General features: G+C 42.9%; 20 protein-coding genes, 1 pseudogene and 1 riboswitch. Of the genes and pseudogenes, 18 read left to right on the top strand and 3 right to left on the bottom strand.

Annotation, left to right across the window (positions count from 1 at the left end):
- Positions 1–17 precede the first annotated feature (17 nt).
- Entirely contained in the window at positions 18–890 is an 873-nt protein-coding gene (locus MOB98_RS17885) for a DUF1002 domain-containing protein (protein WP_268361740.1), read from the bottom strand.
- A 256-nt stretch (positions 891–1,146) separates the two neighbouring features.
- Here MOB98_RS17885 and MOB98_RS17880 point away from each other — a divergent pair, with 256 nt between their 5' ends.
- Both MOB98_RS17880 and MOB98_RS17875 read left to right on the top strand, forming a co-directional pair.
- Positions 1,147–1,578 carry a peptidylprolyl isomerase gene (locus MOB98_RS17880; RefSeq protein ID WP_003223931.1) on the top strand — a complete coding sequence of 144 codons (432 nt, stop codon included), beginning with the start codon at positions 1,147–1,149 and terminating at the stop codon, positions 1,576–1,578.
- A 280-nt stretch (positions 1,579–1,858) separates the two neighbouring features.
- Complete coding sequence (locus MOB98_RS17875; RefSeq protein ID WP_003236703.1) at positions 1,859–2,065, top strand: zinc ribbon domain-containing protein; 207 nt, start codon at positions 1,859–1,861, stop codon at positions 2,063–2,065.
- On the opposite strand, the pseudogene MOB98_RS17870 reads toward MOB98_RS17875, so the two are convergent.
- Positions 2,008–2,158 (bottom strand): annotated as a pseudogene (locus MOB98_RS17870) (hypothetical protein). The gene MOB98_RS17875 and the pseudogene MOB98_RS17870 sit on opposite strands and share 58 nt — an antisense overlap.
- Positions 2,159–2,506: 348 nt before the next feature.
- Between MOB98_RS17870 and sipS the strand changes: the two are divergent.
- The 7 genes from sipS (at position 2,507) to ribT (ending at position 7,981) form a co-directional block, all read left to right on the top strand.
- Complete coding sequence (sipS, locus tag MOB98_RS17865; RefSeq protein ID WP_268370010.1) at positions 2,507–3,061, top strand: signal peptidase I sipS; 555 nt, start codon at positions 2,507–2,509, stop codon at positions 3,059–3,061.
- Between the two features lie 236 nt (positions 3,062–3,297).
- On the top strand, positions 3,298–3,642 hold the full coding sequence (locus MOB98_RS17860; protein WP_268359779.1) for a hypothetical protein: 345 nt from the start codon (positions 3,298–3,300) through the stop codon (positions 3,640–3,642).
- Positions 3,643–3,762: 120 nt separating this feature from the next.
- Positions 3,763–3,907: riboswitch (FMN riboswitch) on the top strand.
- 135 nt (positions 3,908–4,042) lie between these two features.
- The gene (gene ribD, locus MOB98_RS17855; RefSeq protein ID WP_268359781.1) at positions 4,043–5,128 is read left to right on the top strand and encodes a bifunctional diaminohydroxyphosphoribosylaminopyrimidine deaminase/5-amino-6-(5-phosphoribosylamino)uracil reductase RibD; all 1,086 of its coding nucleotides are present in this window, start codon (positions 4,043–4,045) and stop codon (positions 5,126–5,128) included.
- Between the two features lie 10 nt (positions 5,129–5,138).
- Positions 5,139–5,786 carry a riboflavin synthase subunit alpha gene (gene ribE, locus MOB98_RS17850; protein ID WP_268359782.1) on the top strand — a complete coding sequence of 216 codons (648 nt, stop codon included), beginning with the start codon at positions 5,139–5,141 and terminating at the stop codon, positions 5,784–5,786.
- 14 nt (positions 5,787–5,800) lie between these two features.
- Positions 5,801–6,997, top strand: coding sequence for a bifunctional 3,4-dihydroxy-2-butanone-4-phosphate synthase/GTP cyclohydrolase II (locus MOB98_RS17845; RefSeq protein WP_268359784.1), 1,197 nt, complete (start codon positions 5,801–5,803; stop codon positions 6,995–6,997).
- A 32-nt stretch (positions 6,998–7,029) separates the two neighbouring features.
- Positions 7,030–7,494 (top strand): 6,7-dimethyl-8-ribityllumazine synthase, encoded by a 465-nt coding sequence (gene ribH, locus MOB98_RS17840; protein ID WP_024121911.1) that lies wholly within the window; start codon positions 7,030–7,032, stop codon positions 7,492–7,494.
- A gap of 112 nt (positions 7,495–7,606) precedes the next feature.
- Entirely contained in the window at positions 7,607–7,981 is a 375-nt protein-coding gene (gene ribT / locus MOB98_RS17835; RefSeq protein WP_003223910.1) for a GNAT family N-acetyltransferase RibT, read from the top strand.
- A 13-nt stretch (positions 7,982–7,994) separates the two neighbouring features.
- Here ribT and MOB98_RS17830 read toward each other — a convergent pair whose 3' ends face one another.
- Complete coding sequence (locus MOB98_RS17830; RefSeq protein ID WP_268359785.1) at positions 7,995–8,519, bottom strand: DUF309 domain-containing protein; 525 nt, start codon at positions 8,517–8,519, stop codon at positions 7,995–7,997.
- A gap of 215 nt (positions 8,520–8,734) precedes the next feature.
- Between MOB98_RS17830 and scpA the strand changes: the two genes are divergently transcribed.
- The 9 genes from scpA to resB all read left to right on the top strand — a co-directional run bounded on the left by scpA (position 8,735) and on the right by resB (position 16,142).
- Positions 8,735–9,490 (top strand): segregation/condensation protein A, encoded by a 756-nt coding sequence (scpA, locus tag MOB98_RS17825; protein WP_268359786.1) that lies wholly within the window; start codon positions 8,735–8,737, stop codon positions 9,488–9,490.
- Positions 9,480–10,073, top strand: a complete 594-nt coding sequence (gene scpB / locus MOB98_RS17820; protein ID WP_003223904.1) for an SMC-Scp complex subunit ScpB — start codon at positions 9,480–9,482, stop codon at positions 10,071–10,073. The genes scpA and scpB overlap by 11 nt, the downstream gene beginning before the upstream one ends.
- A 54-nt stretch (positions 10,074–10,127) precedes the next feature.
- A complete protein-coding gene (locus MOB98_RS17815; RefSeq protein ID WP_268359788.1) occupies positions 10,128–10,673 on the top strand; it encodes a YpuI family protein in 546 nt (181 codons plus the stop codon).
- Between the two features lie 116 nt (positions 10,674–10,789).
- Complete coding sequence (locus tag MOB98_RS17810) at positions 10,790–11,938, top strand: D-alanyl-D-alanine carboxypeptidase family protein (RefSeq protein WP_268359790.1); 1,149 nt, start codon at positions 10,790–10,792, stop codon at positions 11,936–11,938.
- Positions 11,926–12,516, top strand: a complete 591-nt coding sequence (spmA, locus tag MOB98_RS17805; protein ID WP_024715204.1) for a spore maturation protein SpmA — start codon at positions 11,926–11,928, stop codon at positions 12,514–12,516. The genes MOB98_RS17810 and spmA overlap by 13 nt, the downstream gene beginning before the upstream one ends.
- 4 nt (positions 12,517–12,520) lie before the next feature.
- Positions 12,521–13,057 carry a spore maturation protein SpmB gene (gene spmB, locus MOB98_RS17800; protein ID WP_003223896.1) on the top strand — a complete coding sequence of 179 codons (537 nt, stop codon included), beginning with the start codon at positions 12,521–12,523 and terminating at the stop codon, positions 13,055–13,057.
- Between the two features lie 91 nt (positions 13,058–13,148).
- Positions 13,149–13,883 carry a 23S rRNA pseudouridine(2605) synthase RluB gene (gene rluB / locus MOB98_RS17795; protein ID WP_268359791.1) on the top strand — a complete coding sequence of 245 codons (735 nt, stop codon included), beginning with the start codon at positions 13,149–13,151 and terminating at the stop codon, positions 13,881–13,883.
- 94 nt (positions 13,884–13,977) lie between these two features.
- The gene (resA, locus tag MOB98_RS17790; RefSeq protein WP_268359792.1) at positions 13,978–14,517 is read left to right on the top strand and encodes a thiol-disulfide oxidoreductase ResA; all 540 of its coding nucleotides are present in this window, start codon (positions 13,978–13,980) and stop codon (positions 14,515–14,517) included.
- On the top strand, positions 14,514–16,142 hold the full coding sequence (gene resB / locus MOB98_RS17785; RefSeq protein ID WP_268359793.1) for a cytochrome c biogenesis protein ResB: 1,629 nt from the start codon (positions 14,514–14,516) through the stop codon (positions 16,140–16,142). Before resA ends, resB begins: the two co-directional genes overlap by 4 nt.
- Positions 16,143–16,150 lie beyond the last annotated feature (8 nt).

Here is a 16,150-nt window from a genome sequence, read left to right as displayed (position 1 = left end):
TTTTTCGGCGCTTTTTCTTATTTGAATATAGAAACAATCGCATTCCAGATAGATACGAAGAAATCAATGACTTTTTGGATAAAACTCTTGCCCTCATCTGATTCTATGAATTTCGTAATCTTATCTTTCGCTTTATCAAGCTGGTCACCGACCTGTCCCCAGTCGATATCAACATTTTTCATTTTATTGAATAAGGAGACAAGCTGGTCCTTTTGGCTGTCTGTAAGTGTGACATTCAAATCAGAAGCTGCGTCGTCCACTTGTTTTTCAATATCAGCTTTATTGTCAGGCACACCGTTTTTAGCAAACTCTTCTTTGATTTTTGCAATCAGCGCAGCCGCATTTTCATTACCGATTTTGTCTCCAAGCTCAGATGTTGTGACAAGCTCTTGGTTGGCTACCTGTTTCACATCTTCCGAGATCGCTTCGTCAGAAGAGACTTCATACGCCTTAATCAATCCAGTTAAAGCCGCAGTCCCGGATACTTCAAACGGTGCTGTAACATACACCTTCGCATCTTTCACACCGGCTGTCATCAGGGCGTTTAGGTACATTTCATCTGTAATGCCGCTGATATTATGTGTTTCAACATTCAGTCCAGAGCCTTTTTTGGCAATGGTGATTGACGATGAAGAGATGGCTCTTGATCCGATTTGAGCGCTCGGTATATATTTTCCTAAATATTCATGTTCTTCCTTATTGGTCACGGTTACCGTTGTGGCATTGTCAGGGACATTCATCTCATCAAGCACTTTTTGTTTATCAGATTCTGATAAATCAGCACCCAGAGTTACAATGACATCTCCAACTGCGGCATCCGCGAGACTGACTTTCGGAACCGTCAGCAGCAAAAATGCCGCTGCCAGCATTCCAATCCATAATTTTTTCAAAGCAGTTTGACCTCCTTCAATTTCACAAACAGCTGGATAGAGCTGCTTTGCGAGGACCTGAATCATGATGAAAATACAGTTCCGTTAGGTTAGACGGAGATAAAGAGATTCAGGTTTCATTTTTATTTTTTGTAAAGCCGGCAGATTCGTTTTCCCCTGAAAGGTGTGGTATAATAGCCGCGACAAGGAGAGACGGGCTATAACCTATCATACATAATCTCCTTTGAAAATTAAAATAAAGAAAGTAGGCATACAATTGAAAACAGGTTACTTTTTATTAGAAGACGGCAACAAAATTGAATTTGAACTTTACCCAGAAGCTGCGCCGGGCACTGTCGCAAACTTTGAAAAGCTTGCGAATGAAGGCTTTTACGACGGGCTTACTTTCCACCGAGTGATTCCAGGCTTTGTCAGCCAAGGCGGATGCCCGCACGGAACTGGCACAGGCGGTCCGGGATACACAATCAAATGTGAAACAGAAGGAAACCCGCATACACATGAAGCGGGCGCACTTTCTATGGCACACGCTGGAAAAGACACAGGCGGCAGCCAATTTTTCATCGTTCATGAGCCGCAGCCTCATTTAAATGGTGTTCACACTGTATTCGGTAAAGTAACAAGCGGATTAGAATTCGCAAAAAACATGTCTAACGGCGATGTCATGAAAGAAGTCCGTGTAGAAGGCTAATTGGCAGACGAAAAGCTTCCTCGTATCCGAGGGAGCTTTTTTATTTGTAAAAAATGTTCACAAAGAAAACCGCCTGAGGACCAGAGACGGTAAACAGACAACTAAAGCAGTAAGAATATACAATTGCTAGAATGACAAGTGTATGATTATCTTTTATATTATGTCGCAAAAAGGATACAGTCAGTAAAATTAAGAAAACTTTAAAGTGATATGGTTCATCGGCGATGGTATTTTATAGTAAAATAAATCAAACGTGATGTATAAAAAGGAGCTTGGCGTTATGAATAATAAAGGCTGTATAAAATGCGGAAGCACTGAGGCCGGCCAAAAAGAAATAGCCACAACCGGTACGGGATTATCAAAGTTGTTTGACGTTCAGAATAACCGTTTTCTCGTGGTTTACTGCAAGAATTGCGGATATTCGGAGTTTTATAATAAAGAATCTTCAACTGCCGGCAATATATTGGATTTATTTTTTGGTGGCTGATTCATGTTTTCGAGCTTCAATCATTTTAAAAATATGATGAAGGCAAAACGGGATGCCGGATTTGTCACCTGTGAAATAGGCTGCCGCCAACATTCCGGTAAATTCAGCAGACTGCCCGTAACCTTATGATTGATATATGATCTGAAGATTGAACATACGAATACTCTCTTTCTTCTAAACTTATCGCTTCTGAATTATGTAATACTTTTCGGAACACCCCTCTGTATAATACGGATGCTGATGTTCACTAAGTAACGGGAGTAAGATTCTCAAGCGGTATTTGATGTAGGACTGGTTGTGATCACTAAGAAAAAAGTAGGCATGATTTGGGTGGAGGATGAGGATGAGTAGATTGTAAAATCACTGCAATGGTCCTAATGGGATTTCGTTTCGATTCGTGATAACATAAATGGAAGATCGTTGTTTATTGGAGGAAATCAGTTGAAATCAGAAAATGTTTCGAAGAAAAAATCAATATTAGAATGGGCAAAGGCAATTGTAATTGCAGTCATACTCGCTTTGCTCATCCGCCATTTTATTTTTGCGCCGTATGTCGTAGATGGTGACTCTATGTATCCTACACTTCATAACCGGGAAAGGGTCTTTGTCAATATGACAGTCAAATACATCGGCGAGTTTGACAGAGGAGACATCGTCGTATTAAACGGGGATGATGTTCACTATGTCAAACGTATTATCGGCCTGCCTGGAGATACAGTTGAAATGAAAAACGACCAGCTCTATATCAATGGGAAAAAGATGGCCGAGCCTTATTTGGCAGCTAATAAAAAGAGGGCGAAGCAGGATGGCTTTGACCGTTTGACTGATGATTTCGGCCCGGTGAAAGTGCCGGATGACAAGTATTTTGTGATGGGTGATAACCGTCGGAACTCAATGGACAGCCGAAACGGGCTTGGCCTATTCACGAAAAAACAAATTGCGGGTACGTCAAAGTTTGTTTTCTTCCCATTTAACGAAATGCGAAAAACGAATTAGGATCGAGCAGCTTCCTGAACAGGAGGCTGCTTTTTTATATCTTTTTTACGTTCATCCCCCAAAACCAGAACATAAATTCGTATATCTATAGAAAAGAAATTTTTGCAGAAATGTGAAACATATTCCCGTTATGCATCGTTATATTAATAATTTACGAGACTTGACGGTTTTTTATTCATGAAAAAAAGGAATAACTCATATGAATGAATAGATTCATATTGGCTGGAGGTTTAAAAATGGGAAGAATAAAAACCAAGATTACCATTCTGTTAGTGCTTTTGCTTTTACTTGCAGGCGGTTATATGTACATAAATGGTCTTGAGCTGAAGGATGTTCCGACAGCAATTGGACAAACCTTGTCCTCGGAAGAAGAAGAATACACCATCGAGGAATATAAAGTAACGAAAATTGACGGTGCTGAGTATCATGGAGAAGCAGAAAACGGAACGAAAATCATCTTCAACGGAAAAAAATTAAATCAGGATTTGTCTGATATAAAAGAAGGCGACAAGATTAAAGCATACTTCAGCAAATCAAAGCGGATCGACGGGTTAATCAAGGTTGCCAAAGTGAATGATTAACAAAACATCACCTTTCGGATTGAGGGGTGATGTTTTGTTTTTCTCAAATTGTAAGTTTATTTCATTGCGTCCTTCAAAAAGGATCGCTATAATAGCCATTAAGGACAAATGAATAAAGATTGTATCCTTCGGGGCAGGGTGGAAATCCCGACCGGCGGTAGTAAAGCGAATGCGCTTTAGAGCCCGTGACCCGTGTGCATAAGCACGCGGTGGATTCAGTTTAAGCTGAAGCCGACAGTGAAAGTCTGGATGGGAGAAGGATGATGATGATGAGCCGCTATGCAAAAAGTTCAAAAATGCATAGTGTTATTTCCTATTGCGTAAAATACCTAAAGCCCCGGATTTTTCATAAATTCGGGGCTTTTTTGACGGTAAATCACAAAAGAGGGGAGGGAAACAAATGGAAGAGTATTATATGAAGCTTGCACTAGATCTTGCGAAGCAGGGCGAAGGACAGACCGAATCCAATCCGCTCGTCGGCGCTGTTGTGGTAAAGGACGGACAAATTGTCGGAATGGGCGCCCATTTAAAATATGGTGAAGCTCATGCGGAAGTTCATGCCATCCATATGGCCGGATCCCATGCGAAGGGTGCTGATATTTACGTGACACTCGAACCGTGCAGCCATTACGGAAAAACACCGCCATGCGCAGAACTGATTATCAACTCTGGCATCAAAAGAGTGTTTGTGGCAATGAGAGATCCTAACCCGCTTGTGGCTGGAAGAGGCATCAGCATGATGGAGGAGGCCGGTATTGAGGTAAAGGAAGGCATCCTGGCAGACCAGGCGGAGAAGCTGAATGAAAAATTTCTGCATTTCATGAGGACAGGCCTCCCTTACGTCACACTAAAAGCTGCTGCAAGTCTTGACGGAAAGACAGCTACCAGCACAGGCGACAGCAAATGGATCACGTCAGAGGCTGCACGACAGGATGCTCAGCAGTACAGGAAAACACACCAAAGCATTTTAGTCGGAGTTGGCACGGTGATAGCTGACAATCCAAGCTTAACCTGCAGGCTGCCGAATGTGACAAAACAGCCGGTTCGCGTAATACTTGATACCGCACTCTCGATTCCTGAGGACGCTCAAGTGATTTGCGATCAAGCAGCGCCGACATGGATTTTTACAACGGCACGAGCAGACGAGGAAAAGAAAAAACGGCTATCAGCTTACGGTGTGAACATATTTACGCTTGAAACTGAAAGCATTCAAGTTCCCGATGTTCTGAAAATCCTTGCGGAAGAAGGCATCATGTCGGTGTATGTGGAAGGCGGCTCAGCCGTTCACGGAAGCTTTGTCAATGAAGGCTGTTTTCAAGAAATCATCTTCTATTTTGCCCCTAAATTAATCGGAGGAACGCATGCTCCCAGCTTAATCTCCGGTGAAGGTTTTCAATCAATGAAAGATGTCCCCTTATTACAATTCACTGATATAACCCAAATCGGCCGTGATATCAAACTGACGGCAAAACCGATAAACGAGTAGGATGGTGACCATGTTTACAGGAATTATTGAAGAAACAGGCACAATCGAATCCATGAAAAAAGCAGGGCATTCAATGGCCTTAACAATCAAATGCTCAAAGATTTTAGAGGATGTTCATTTAGGCGACAGCATTGCGGTGAACGGCATTTGTCTGACTGTCACTGATTTTACAAAAAATCAATTCACAGTGGATGTTATGCCTGAAACTGTCAAAGCTACGTCACTGAATGATTTATCAAAAGGAAGCAAAGTAAATCTGGAAAGAGCGATGGCGGCAAACGGCCGTTTCGGAGGCCATTTCGTCTCAGGCCATGTCGACGGAACGGCAGAAATTATACGAATTGAAGAAAAAAGCAACGCAGTTTACTATGATTTAAAAATGGACCCGTCATTAACAAAAACATTGGTCTTAAAGGGATCGATTACCGTGGACGGCGTGAGCTTAACAATATTCGGCCTGACAGAAGATACAGTGACGATTTCTTTAATACCGCATACCATCAGCGAAACGGTTTTTTCAGAAAAAACGATCGGCTCTAAAGTGAATATCGAATGCGATATGATCGGAAAATATATGTATCGATTTTTGCATAAAGCCAATGAAAATAAGTCCCAACAAACCATTACAAAAGCCTTCTTAAGCGAAAACGGCTTTTAGAGAGGAAGATTTGTATGTTTCATCCGATAGAAGAAGCACTAGACGCTTTAAAAAAAGGCGAAGTCATCATCGTTGTAGATGACGAAGACAGAGAAAATGAAGGAGACTTTGTGGCGCTTGCCGAGCATGCAACTCCAGAAGTCATTAACTTTATGGCAACACACGGAAGAGGACTGATTTGCACGCCGCTCAGTGAGGAGATCGCAGACAAGCTTGATCTTCACCCTATGGTTGAGCATAATACAGATTCTCACCATACTGCCTTTACGGTAAGCATTGACCATCGTAAAACGAAAACGGGTATTAGCGCTCAAGAAAGATCTTTTACCGTTCAAGCATTGCTGGACAGCAAATCTGTGCCGTCTGATTTTCAGCGTCCGGGACACATTTTTCCGCTGATTGCGAAAAAAGGAGGTGTCCTGAAAAGAGCGGGCCATACAGAAGCTGCTGTTGATCTTGCCGAAGCCTGCGGATCTCAAGGAGCCGGCGTCATTTGTGAAATTATGAATGAAGACGGAACGATGGCGAGAGTGCCTGAGCTCATTGAAATTGCGAAAAAACATCAATTAAAAATGATCACCATTAAAGATTTGATTCAATACCGCTATAATCTAACAACACTTGTCGAGCGTGAAGTGGATATAACGCTTCCTACTGATTTTGGCACATTCAAGGTTTATGGATACACAAATGAGGTAGACGGAAAAGAGCATGTTGCATTCGTGATGGGAGATGTGCCATTTGGAGAAGAACCGGTATTGGTCCGGGTGCATTCAGAATGTCTCACGGGTGACGTGTTCGGGTCTCATCGCTGTGACTGCGGCCCTCAGCTGCACGCCGCGCTGACGCAAATTGCCGCAGAATGCCGGGGAGTGCTCTTGTACTTGCGCCAAGAAGGCCGAGGCATCGGTTTGATCAATAAATTAAAAGCTTATAAGCTTCAGGAACAAGGCTATGATACCGTAGAAGCCAACGAAGCGCTCGGATTCTTGCCGGACCTTCGCAACTATGGCATCGGTGCACAAATTTTACGCGACCTCGGTGTGCGGAATATGAAGCTTTTGACGAATAATCCGCGGAAAATCGCCGGCCTTGAAGGCTATGGACTCAGCATATCAGAAAGAGTGCCGCTTCAAATGGAGGCGAAAGAGCACAATAAAAAATATTTGCAAACCAAAATGAACAAGCTAGGTCATTTACTTCATTTCTAATCACAAATATCACAAAAAAGGATGGGAATCATATGAATATCATACAAGGAAATTTAGTTGGTACAGGTCTTAAAATCGGAATCGTAGTTGGAAGATTTAATGATTTTATTACAAGCAAGCTGCTGAGCGGTGCAGAAGATGCGTTGCTCAGACACGGCGTAGACACAAATGATATCGATGTGGCTTGGGTTCCAGGCGCATTTGAAATTCCGTTTGCAGCGAAAAAAATGGCGGAAACCAAAAAATATGACGCCGTTATCACATTGGGCACTGTCATCAGAGGCGCGACAACACATTACGATTATGTCTGCAATGAAGCTGCAAAAGGCATCGCGCAAGCTGCAAACACTACAGGCGTACCTGTCATCTTTGGAATTGTCACAACTGAAAACATCGAACAGGCAATTGAGCGTGCCGGCACAAAAGCGGGCAACAAAGGTGTAGATTGTGCTGTTTCTGCCATAGAAATGGCAAATTTAAACCGTTCATTTGAATAATTTGCTGAAAACAGTTTAAAAATATGGCGAAAATGATATAATGTGAGAAAACGGATCACCTATTCGTATCCGTTAATAGCAGACTGGACATTTTGGATATAGAGGGGTTTTTATGTTAATTCGTTATAAAAAATCGTTTGAAAAGATTGCGATGGGGCTTCTTTCGTTCATGCCAAATGAAAAAGACCTTAAGCAGCTTCAGCAGACAATTAAGGACTACGAAACGGATACAGACCGCCAGCTCTTTCTTTGGAAAGAGGACGAGGATATCGTCGGAGCAATCGGAGTCGAAAAAAAGGATTCTGAAGTTGAAATCCGGCATATCAGTGTGAATCCTTCTCATCGCCATCAAGGAATCGGAAAACAGATGATGGATGCTCTAAAGCATCTATTCAAAACGCAGGTACTGGTTCCGAATGAATTAACGCAGAGCTTTTTCGAACGTTGTCAAGGTCAGCAGGATCAAGACATTTCATACAATAATTAAGCAGAGGCTGTAATCAGCCTCTGCTTTTTTTTCTGCGTTCCATTTCTTTTTCACGCTCAAGAATGACATCAGTTCGATCCCGCAAACGGTGTTTATGGATAAGAAATGTGTCAGTGAGTGTACTGGGCTGACCCCATGTGTATTTTTTTTTCTTGCATTCAATGCGGCATGCTTCCTGGAGCTTCTCATCTTTGATCGGCAGCATGATGCTTTTATAGGAAGAGCCCGTTTCGATTTGTTCGTAAACCGACTGCATAAGATTGAGTAAACGGCTATGATCAAGCCCCAAGCCTTCGACGGCTTGTTTCTCCGCTTCGAGAATCCGCATGCTGTTGGCCATCAGTCTTTTTGCCCCGGCTATGTTCCGCCTTCTATGATGATACAGGGCAACCGCAAGCTGAATAAAGCCGACCCAATACATTTTTCGTTTGTTTGGAGGATCTTCCTTCCAATATTCTTCTAATATTTCATGGCATTCAAAATAATCCCTTGTTGCGTGAAATTCAACAAGGTAATCAATATAAGCTTTCGGGTACAAGATGTTTCCTCCTTTAATGTGCCTTTAGTGTAACACAGGAAGCATAAAAGAAAAAAACTGCCCAGCTTGATTGTTCCTTTGTTGTTTTGAATATTCTGCACAAACTGCTTCAAAACAGGAAATGAAATAGTATTGGACGAGAGCTTTTTAGTGGCTTATACTAAAGGGTAGCCAGTTTATCCGGCAATGAAGTGATATTTGAAAATGGTGAGATGATGGAAGAATATCAAGTGAAAATTGATACGTTTGAGGGCCCATTGGACCTGCTGCTTCATTTAATCAATCGTCTTGAAATTGACATATATGATATACCTGTGGCAAAGATCACTGAACAATATTTATTATATGTACATACGATGCGTGTGCTTGAGCTCGATATGGCCAGCGAGTATTTGGTCATGGCTGCCACACTGCTCAGCATTAAAAGCAGAATGCTGCTCCCGAAACAAGAAGAGGAGCTTTTTGAAGATGAATTGCTTGAAGAAGAAGATCCGCGGGAAGAGCTGATTGAAAAGCTGATTGAGTATAGAAAATATAAAGATGCGGCGAAGGATTTAAAAGAACGGGAAGAAGAAAGGCAAAAATCGTTCACGAAACCGCCGAGTGATTTGAGCGAATATGCAAAAGAAATCAAACAGTCTGAGCAAAAGCTCTCTGTCACGGTCTATGATATGATCGGAGCTTTTCAAAAAGTGCTGAAACGCAAAAAAATAACAAGACCGATGGAAACAACAATCACAAGACAGGAAATACCGATCGAAGACAGAATGAACGAAATCGTGCACAGCCTGAAATCAAGAGGAACGAGAATCAACTTTATGGATCTGTTTCCGTATGAGCAAAAAGAACATTTGGTAGTGACCTTTCTAGCCGTTCTCGAGCTGATGAAAAATCAGCTGGTTCTCATTGAACAGGAGCACAATTTCTCAGATATTTACATTACGGGGAGTGAATCCATTCATGGGGCTTGATATCGTGAATTGGAAAGCTATAGTGGAAGCCCTTCTTTATGCGGCAGGCGATGAAGGGCTTACAAAAAAGCAGCTGTTAACAGTGCTCGAAATCGAAGAGCCTGAACTGAACACCATCATGGCGGATGTGGCAGACGAATACCGCGGTGATACAAGGGGCATTGAACTTATTGAATATGCAGATACGTACATGCTCTCTACCAAAAAAGACTTTGCGCCGTACCTGAAAAAATTGATAGAAGTGCCGTCAAAGGGCCTTTCTCAAGCATCTTTGGAGGTGCTGGCCATTGTTTCATATAAACAGCCGATTACAAGAGCAGAGATTGAAGAAATCAGAGGCGTGAAATCAGAGCGGATTTTACACAGCCTCGTTGCAAAGGCGCTATTGTGTGAAGTCGGGCGGGCTGACGGTCCGGGACGGGCGATTTTATACGGCACAACGCCGACATTTCTTGAACAATTTGGTTTGAAAACGCTGGACGAGCTTCCGCCGCTGCCTGAAAATGCGGAAGAAGACGTTCTTCAAGAAGAAGCAGATTTATTTTTTGAAAACTTTAACCAAACCTTCGAAGATATAAAATAGAAGTTTAATGAATCGCGCTTTTTCATCATCATAAGATATAGGGAAGAAGCTATCATGAAAGAAGCAAAATGTGAGAGACAAAGACATGAGGGGAAGATACCAAACGAAATGGGACATTCGATTGTTCGAGTCCAGACTCAACAAACAGGCGAATTCTTATCAATGGTTGTCAATACCGTTAACGATTACCTAAATCAAACAACACTGGAGTCCTTGCAGGCTGAATTGCCTATAGAGAAAGGATACTGCTGTGATGTGCTGAGCACTCTGAGAAGAATGACAGTATTTTGTGAAGGAGGCGCAGATGCGTGCCGCCGTCTCCTGATGCAGGAGCCTTTTCAGGAAGCCAGAGCGGAAAAAACACTTTACAATGTGTATCACCAATGCATTGAAGAGTTCTTTATGCCGAAAAAAGACACGTGGTGTGAAAATAGCCGGGCGTCTTATACCGGGGGCAGCGCAATTGAGTTTTACCATGCTGTTCCTGCATCGCTTGAGCAGTTATTATTGCCGCTGAGCGCAGCCTTTCTAAAAATGAGAGAAGAGCTGGCTCATTACGAAGCGTCTGGATCAAGCATGGCGCCAATCAGACAACCTTAACTCTCCCTTTTTCAGGGAGAGTTTTTTTATGTTTGTCCGCCGATAGATAATTGTTATTCATAACTGATGGACATGCGCATAAACTTGTACAAACCACCACAAGGACGTGAGCAAACATGCGCATTTTCAAAAAAACAGTCTTCATGGTCATGATTTCATTTCTATTTGCAAATGTAAATGTGAACACAGCACATGCGGCTATAGATGTTAGTGCAAAAAGCGCAATCGTGATCGACGGAGCGTCAGGCAGAGTGTTATTTGCCAAGGATGAGCATGAAAAAAGGCGGATTGCAAGCATCACAAAAATTATGACCGCCGTCCTCGCCATCGAATCCGGCAAAATGGATCAAACGGTGACGGTTTCGGCAAATGCTGTCAGAACAGAAGGCTCCGCCATTTATTTAACAGAAGGGCAAAAAGTAAAATTAAAAGATCTTGTGTATGGCCTGATGCTGAGATCAGGAAACGACGCTGCTGTTGCAATTGCCGAGCATGTCGGGGGCAGCCTTGATGGATTTGTTTATATGATGAATCAAAAAGCCGAGCAGCTTGGCATGGAGAATACCCGTTTTCAAAACCCGCACGGATTGGACGACCATGAAAATCATTATTCAACAGCCTATGACATGGCCATCTTAACCAAATATGCTATGAAGCTAAAAGACTATCAAAAAATTTCCGGCACAAAAATGTACAAAGCAGAAACGATGGAAAGCGTCTGGAAAAACAAAAATAAACTGCTGACCATGCTTTATCCATACAGCACAGGAGGAAAAACAGGCTATACAAAACTTGCGAAACGGACACTGGTCTCAACAGCCTCCAAGGACGGCATTGACCTGATAGCCGTCACCATAAATGACCCTGACGATTGGGATGATCATATGAAAATGTTTAACTATGTATTTGATCATTATCAAACCTATTTGGTCGCGAAAAAAGGGGACATTCCAAAGCTGAAAGGGACTTTTTATGAATCGAAGGCATTTATCAAACGAGACATCACCTATTTGCTAACCGAAAAGGAAAAAGAAGATGTCAAAATTAAAACCACGCTGCTTAAGCCGAAAAAAGCATGGGAAAAAGATGCCTCGAAAATTCCTGACATCGTTGGGCACATGACGATCATGTTTAACGAGGAAACCATCGCAAAAGTGCCGATCTATTATGAAAACGAACGACATCAAAAACCGAAAAAACATTTTTTTGAAACGTTTCAATCCATCTTTTTTCATGCGGCTGGCGGGGCAAAATGGTCAATATAATTTGGGTCTGCTTAACTGTGATCGGACTTGTTTTTGCGATGTGCAACGGAACACTGCAAGATGTAAATGAAGCCGTGTTTAAGGGGGCGAAGGAAGCCGTTACAATCTCATTTGGGTTGATGAGCGTGCTTGTTTTCTGGCTTGGTTTAATGAAAATAGCCGAGCAGTCAGGGCTTTTGGATATTTTCAGCCGGATGTGCAGGCCTTTTATATCTAAACTGTTTCCTGATATACCGCCGGATCATCCGGCGATGGGCTATATTTTATCTAATCTTATGGCGAATTTCTTCGGCCTCGGAAATGCAGCAACTCCGCTTGGCATTAAAGCAATGGAACAAATGAAAAAGCTGAATGGAAACCGATCGGAAGCAAGCCGGTCGATGATTACTTTTTTAGCTGTCAATACTTCCTGCATCACGCTCATTCCGACAACAGTGATTGCTGTTCGAATGGCCTATTCCTCCAAAACGCCGACAGATATCGTAGGACCAAGTATTTTGGCGACTCTCATTTCTGGAATCGGCGCCATTATCATAGACCGGTATTTTTATTACCGCCGCAAAAAGAAGGGAAGGTGAGCGGATGGAAATCATCAATTGGCTGTCTTTAGCCATGATTCCGATCATTATTGCCGGCATTCTTCTTTATGGAACAATCAAAAAGGTTCCCACATATGAATCGTTTGTCGAAGGCGGAAAAGAAGGGATAGAAATCGCTTTTTCGATCATCCCCTATTTAGTCGGAATGCTTGTCGCCATTACTGTTTTCAGATCATCTGGCGCGCTTGATTTTATAATGGACCTTTTAAAACCGGTTTTCTCTGCTATCGGCATCCCGGCTGAGGTAGTGCCGCTTGCGCTGATCCGCCCGATCTCCGGTACGGCCGCACTCGGCATGACGACAGATTTAATTGCAGTATATGGGCCGGATTCCTTTATCGGCAGGCTGGCTTCCGTCATGCAGGGATCAACAGATACCACGCTTTACGTGCTGACTGTGTATTTCGGAGCTGTCGGCATTAAAAAAATGGGTGATGCATTAAAGGTGGGACTTCTTGCTGATTTAATCGGCGTAGTTGCATCGATCATCATTGTTACGTTATTATTTGGAAGCGCCTGAAAATGGCGTTTTTTTAGATTTGAGATAGGGAATTTGAAAAAGCTTGTTTGTTAAGAGTGAAAAAAGTAAGATTATACTTGAGGTGAAAGACATGGAAAGACTGCAAAAAGTAATTGCTCATGCCGGAGTTGCATCTCGCAGAAAGGCAGAAGAGCTGATAAAAGAAGGAAAAGTAAAGGTGAACGGCAAAGTAGTAACAGAGCTTGGTGTTAAGGTCACCGGTTCTGATCAGATTGAGGTAAACGGGTTAAAGGTTGAACGCGAAGAGCCGGTTTACTTTCTCTTATATAAACCAAGAGGCGTTATTTCTGCAGCCCAAGATGACAAAGGGCGAAAAGTCGTGACGGACTTTTTTAAAGAAGTCCCGCAGCGCATTTACCCGATTGGGCGTCTGGATTATGATACGAGCGGTCTTTTGCTTTTAACCAATGACGGTGAGTTTGCCAATAAGCTGATGCACCCGAAGTATGAAATCAACAAAACATACGTGGCGAAGGTAAAAGGCATCCCGTCTAAAGAGCTGCTCCGAAAGCTGGAACGCGGAATTATGCTGGAAGAAGGCAAAACAGCGCCAGCTAAAGCGAAACTGCTGTCGTTGGATAAGAAAAAGCAAACAAGCATTATTCAGCTGACCATCCATGAAGGACGCAACAGACAGGTGCGCCGCATGTTCGAAGCGATCGGGCATGAGGTAATCAAGCTGAAGCGTGAAGAATACGCGTTCTTAAATCTGAGAGGCCTGCATACGGGAGATGCCAGAGAGCTTACGCCGCATGAAGTAAAAAGACTCAGAGCGCTGGCGGATCACGGTAAAAACGCTTTCTAAATTTCACATAACCTTCAAAAAGTAAGAAATGTGAAATGAACGTACAATGATATAATTGAATGGATCTGCAATAGGGGGAAGGGGGCAGTGGACAATGAAGAAAAAAAGGCGTTTATTCATTCGGACCGGCATCCTTCTCGTTTTAATCTGCGCACTTGGCTATACCATTTACAACGCTGTATTTGCCGGCAAAGAAAGTATATCCGAAGGGTCCGAGGCACCGAATTTTGTCCTTGAAGATACGAATGGGGAACGTATCAAGCTGAGTGACTTAAAAGGAAAAGGTGTTTTTTTGAATTTCTGGGGTACATGGTGTGAACCGTGCAAGAAAGAATTTCCTTATATGGCAAACCAATATAAGCATTTTAAAGACCAAGGCGTTGAAGTTGTCGCGGTCAATGTTGGGGAGTCAAAGATAGCAGTACATAATTTTATGAAATCTTACGGAGTCAATTTCCCGGTTGTTCTGGATACAGATCGTCAAGTGCTTGATGCCTATGACGTATCTCCGCTTCCGACAACCTTTTTGATTAATCCGGAAGGAAAAGTTGTCAAGGTGGTGACCGGCACTATGACAGAAAGCATGATCCATGATTATATGAATCTGATAAAACCCGGAGAGACTTCGGAATGAAGCAAGTCAAATGTGAATGCGGACATGTAAACCCGGTCGGAACCGTTCTATGTGAGTCGTGCGGAAGAGCTCTCCAGGAAACTCAGCCTCCGCTTGCTGATATGAGATATGACGGAAGCGCTAGGCGTTCACAAACCTATAACAAAACAATCATCGATAAAATTTGGAATTTCTTTTCTTCGGTTAAGGTGGGAATATGGCTGATTGTCATAACCCTCGCCGCATCAGCATTCGGCACCATTTTCCCCCAGGAAGCCTATTTGCCTCCGGGCGCACAGGCTGATACCTATTATAAAGAGCAGTACGGCACATTCGGCCAGCTCTATTATTTACTCGGGTTCCATCACTTATATGGCTCTTGGTGGTATTTGCTGCTCATTGCCTCGATCGGCATTTCACTTGTGATTTGCAGCCTCGATCGAGTCATTCCGTTGTACAGAGCGTTAAAAAACCAAGGTGTCAGAAGGAGTCCTGCTTTTTTAAGAAGGCAGCGCTTGTATAGTGAAACGAATACCGTGCTAGACGAGGGAGCAAAAGAGAAGATTGTTGGCCTCTTAAAGAAAAAGCATTATAGAATCAGAGAAAAAGAGGGCAGCATTCTTGCCGAAAAAGGGCGTTTTTCCCGCTGGGGCCCGTATGTCAACCACATTGGATTAATTATCTTTCTGTTCGGTGCGATGCTGAGATTTGTGCCTGGGATGTACGTCGATGAAACGCTTTGGGTCAGAGAAGGCGAAACCGCAGCAATTCCGGGAACAGACGGAAAATATTATTTGAAAAACAATCAATTCAGTGTAGAGACCTATAACAGCAAAACGGAAAAAAAGGTATTCGCAGATGCCATTGACAGAGTCGGGGACGGAAGAGTGGCAAAAAACTTTCAAACCGATGCCGTCCTCTACAAGAGAGAAGGAAAAATTGTTTATGGCGAGAAACCGAAGCTGAAAAAAGTAACAGAAGAGGACATCCGTGTCAATCAGCCGCTGCGTTTCGATTCTTTTTCCGTTTACCAGGTGGATTATAAAGAGAATCAGCTTGATCAAATGGTGTTTCAGCTAATAGACAAAAAAACACAAAAATCCTTTGGGAGCTTAAAGATCAACCTCTTGGATCCAGATTCGGTTTATGATCTTGGCAACGGTTACAAAGTGGAAATCGCCAGCTACCTTCCAGACTTCTATTTTAATCAGGACGGAGAGCCGAGCACAAAAACAAAGATCCCTAACAATCCGGCTTTTGTTTTTAATATCATAACGCCGGACAAACCGAAGGGTGAAAAAAGCTTTGTCGCCATCCAAGAAACAATCGAAGGATCAGACAGCAATAAATATAAACTGAAATTTGACCATGTCGAAACGAAAAACATTACCGGACTTACTGTCAGAAAGGATCTGACACTTTGGGTGCTTGCCGTCGGCGGAGCCATTTTTATGATCGGTGTCATTCAAGGCATGTACTGGCAGCACCGAAGAATCTGGCTTCATCCACAGGACGGGGCAGTCATGGTGGCTGGGCATACCAATAAAAACTGGTATGGCCTTAAGAAGGATTTAGCTTTTGTGCTAGCTGATTCCGGACTGACTGAACCGGCGGACCAAAAAGAATTAATCAAAACACAGAAATAGGCGAAAGG

This window comes from Bacillus sp. N13C7 (assembly GCF_026790065.1).
GTDB lineage: Bacteria > Bacillota > Bacilli > Bacillales > Bacillaceae > Bacillus.
This window is presented reverse-complemented; position numbering and strand designations above follow the sequence as displayed.

Bases quoted from the DNA above. Each gene is read 5' to 3' on its own strand.
- MOB98_RS17875 (WP_003236703.1), top strand. From the start codon at position 1,859: ATGAATAATAAAGGCTGTATAAAATGCGGAAGCACTGAGGCCGGCCAA.
- MOB98_RS17860 (WP_268359779.1), top strand. From the start codon at position 3,298: ATGGGAAGAATAAAAACCAAGATTACCATTCTGTTAGTGCTTTTGCTT.
- ribD (WP_268359781.1), top strand. From the start codon at position 4,043: ATGGAAGAGTATTATATGAAGCTTGCACTAGATCTTGCGAAGCAGGGC.
- ribE (WP_268359782.1), top strand. From the start codon at position 5,139: ATGTTTACAGGAATTATTGAAGAAACAGGCACAATCGAATCCATGAAA.
- MOB98_RS17845 (WP_268359784.1), top strand. From the start codon at position 5,801: ATGTTTCATCCGATAGAAGAAGCACTAGACGCTTTAAAAAAAGGCGAA.
- ribH (WP_024121911.1), top strand. From the start codon at position 7,030: ATGAATATCATACAAGGAAATTTAGTTGGTACAGGTCTTAAAATCGGA.
- ribT (WP_003223910.1), top strand. From the start codon at position 7,607: ATGTTAATTCGTTATAAAAAATCGTTTGAAAAGATTGCGATGGGGCTT.
- scpA (WP_268359786.1), top strand. From the start codon at position 8,735: ATGGAAGAATATCAAGTGAAAATTGATACGTTTGAGGGCCCATTGGAC.
- scpB (WP_003223904.1), top strand. From the start codon at position 9,480: ATGGGGCTTGATATCGTGAATTGGAAAGCTATAGTGGAAGCCCTTCTT.
- MOB98_RS17815 (WP_268359788.1), top strand. From the start codon at position 10,128: ATGAAAGAAGCAAAATGTGAGAGACAAAGACATGAGGGGAAGATACCA.
- MOB98_RS17810 (WP_268359790.1), top strand. From the start codon at position 10,790: ATGCGCATTTTCAAAAAAACAGTCTTCATGGTCATGATTTCATTTCTA.
- spmA (WP_024715204.1), top strand. From the start codon at position 11,926: ATGGTCAATATAATTTGGGTCTGCTTAACTGTGATCGGACTTGTTTTT.
- spmB (WP_003223896.1), top strand. From the start codon at position 12,521: ATGGAAATCATCAATTGGCTGTCTTTAGCCATGATTCCGATCATTATT.
- rluB (WP_268359791.1), top strand. From the start codon at position 13,149: ATGGAAAGACTGCAAAAAGTAATTGCTCATGCCGGAGTTGCATCTCGC.
- resA (WP_268359792.1), top strand. From the start codon at position 13,978: ATGAAGAAAAAAAGGCGTTTATTCATTCGGACCGGCATCCTTCTCGTT.
- resB (WP_268359793.1), top strand. From the start codon at position 14,514: ATGAAGCAAGTCAAATGTGAATGCGGACATGTAAACCCGGTCGGAACC.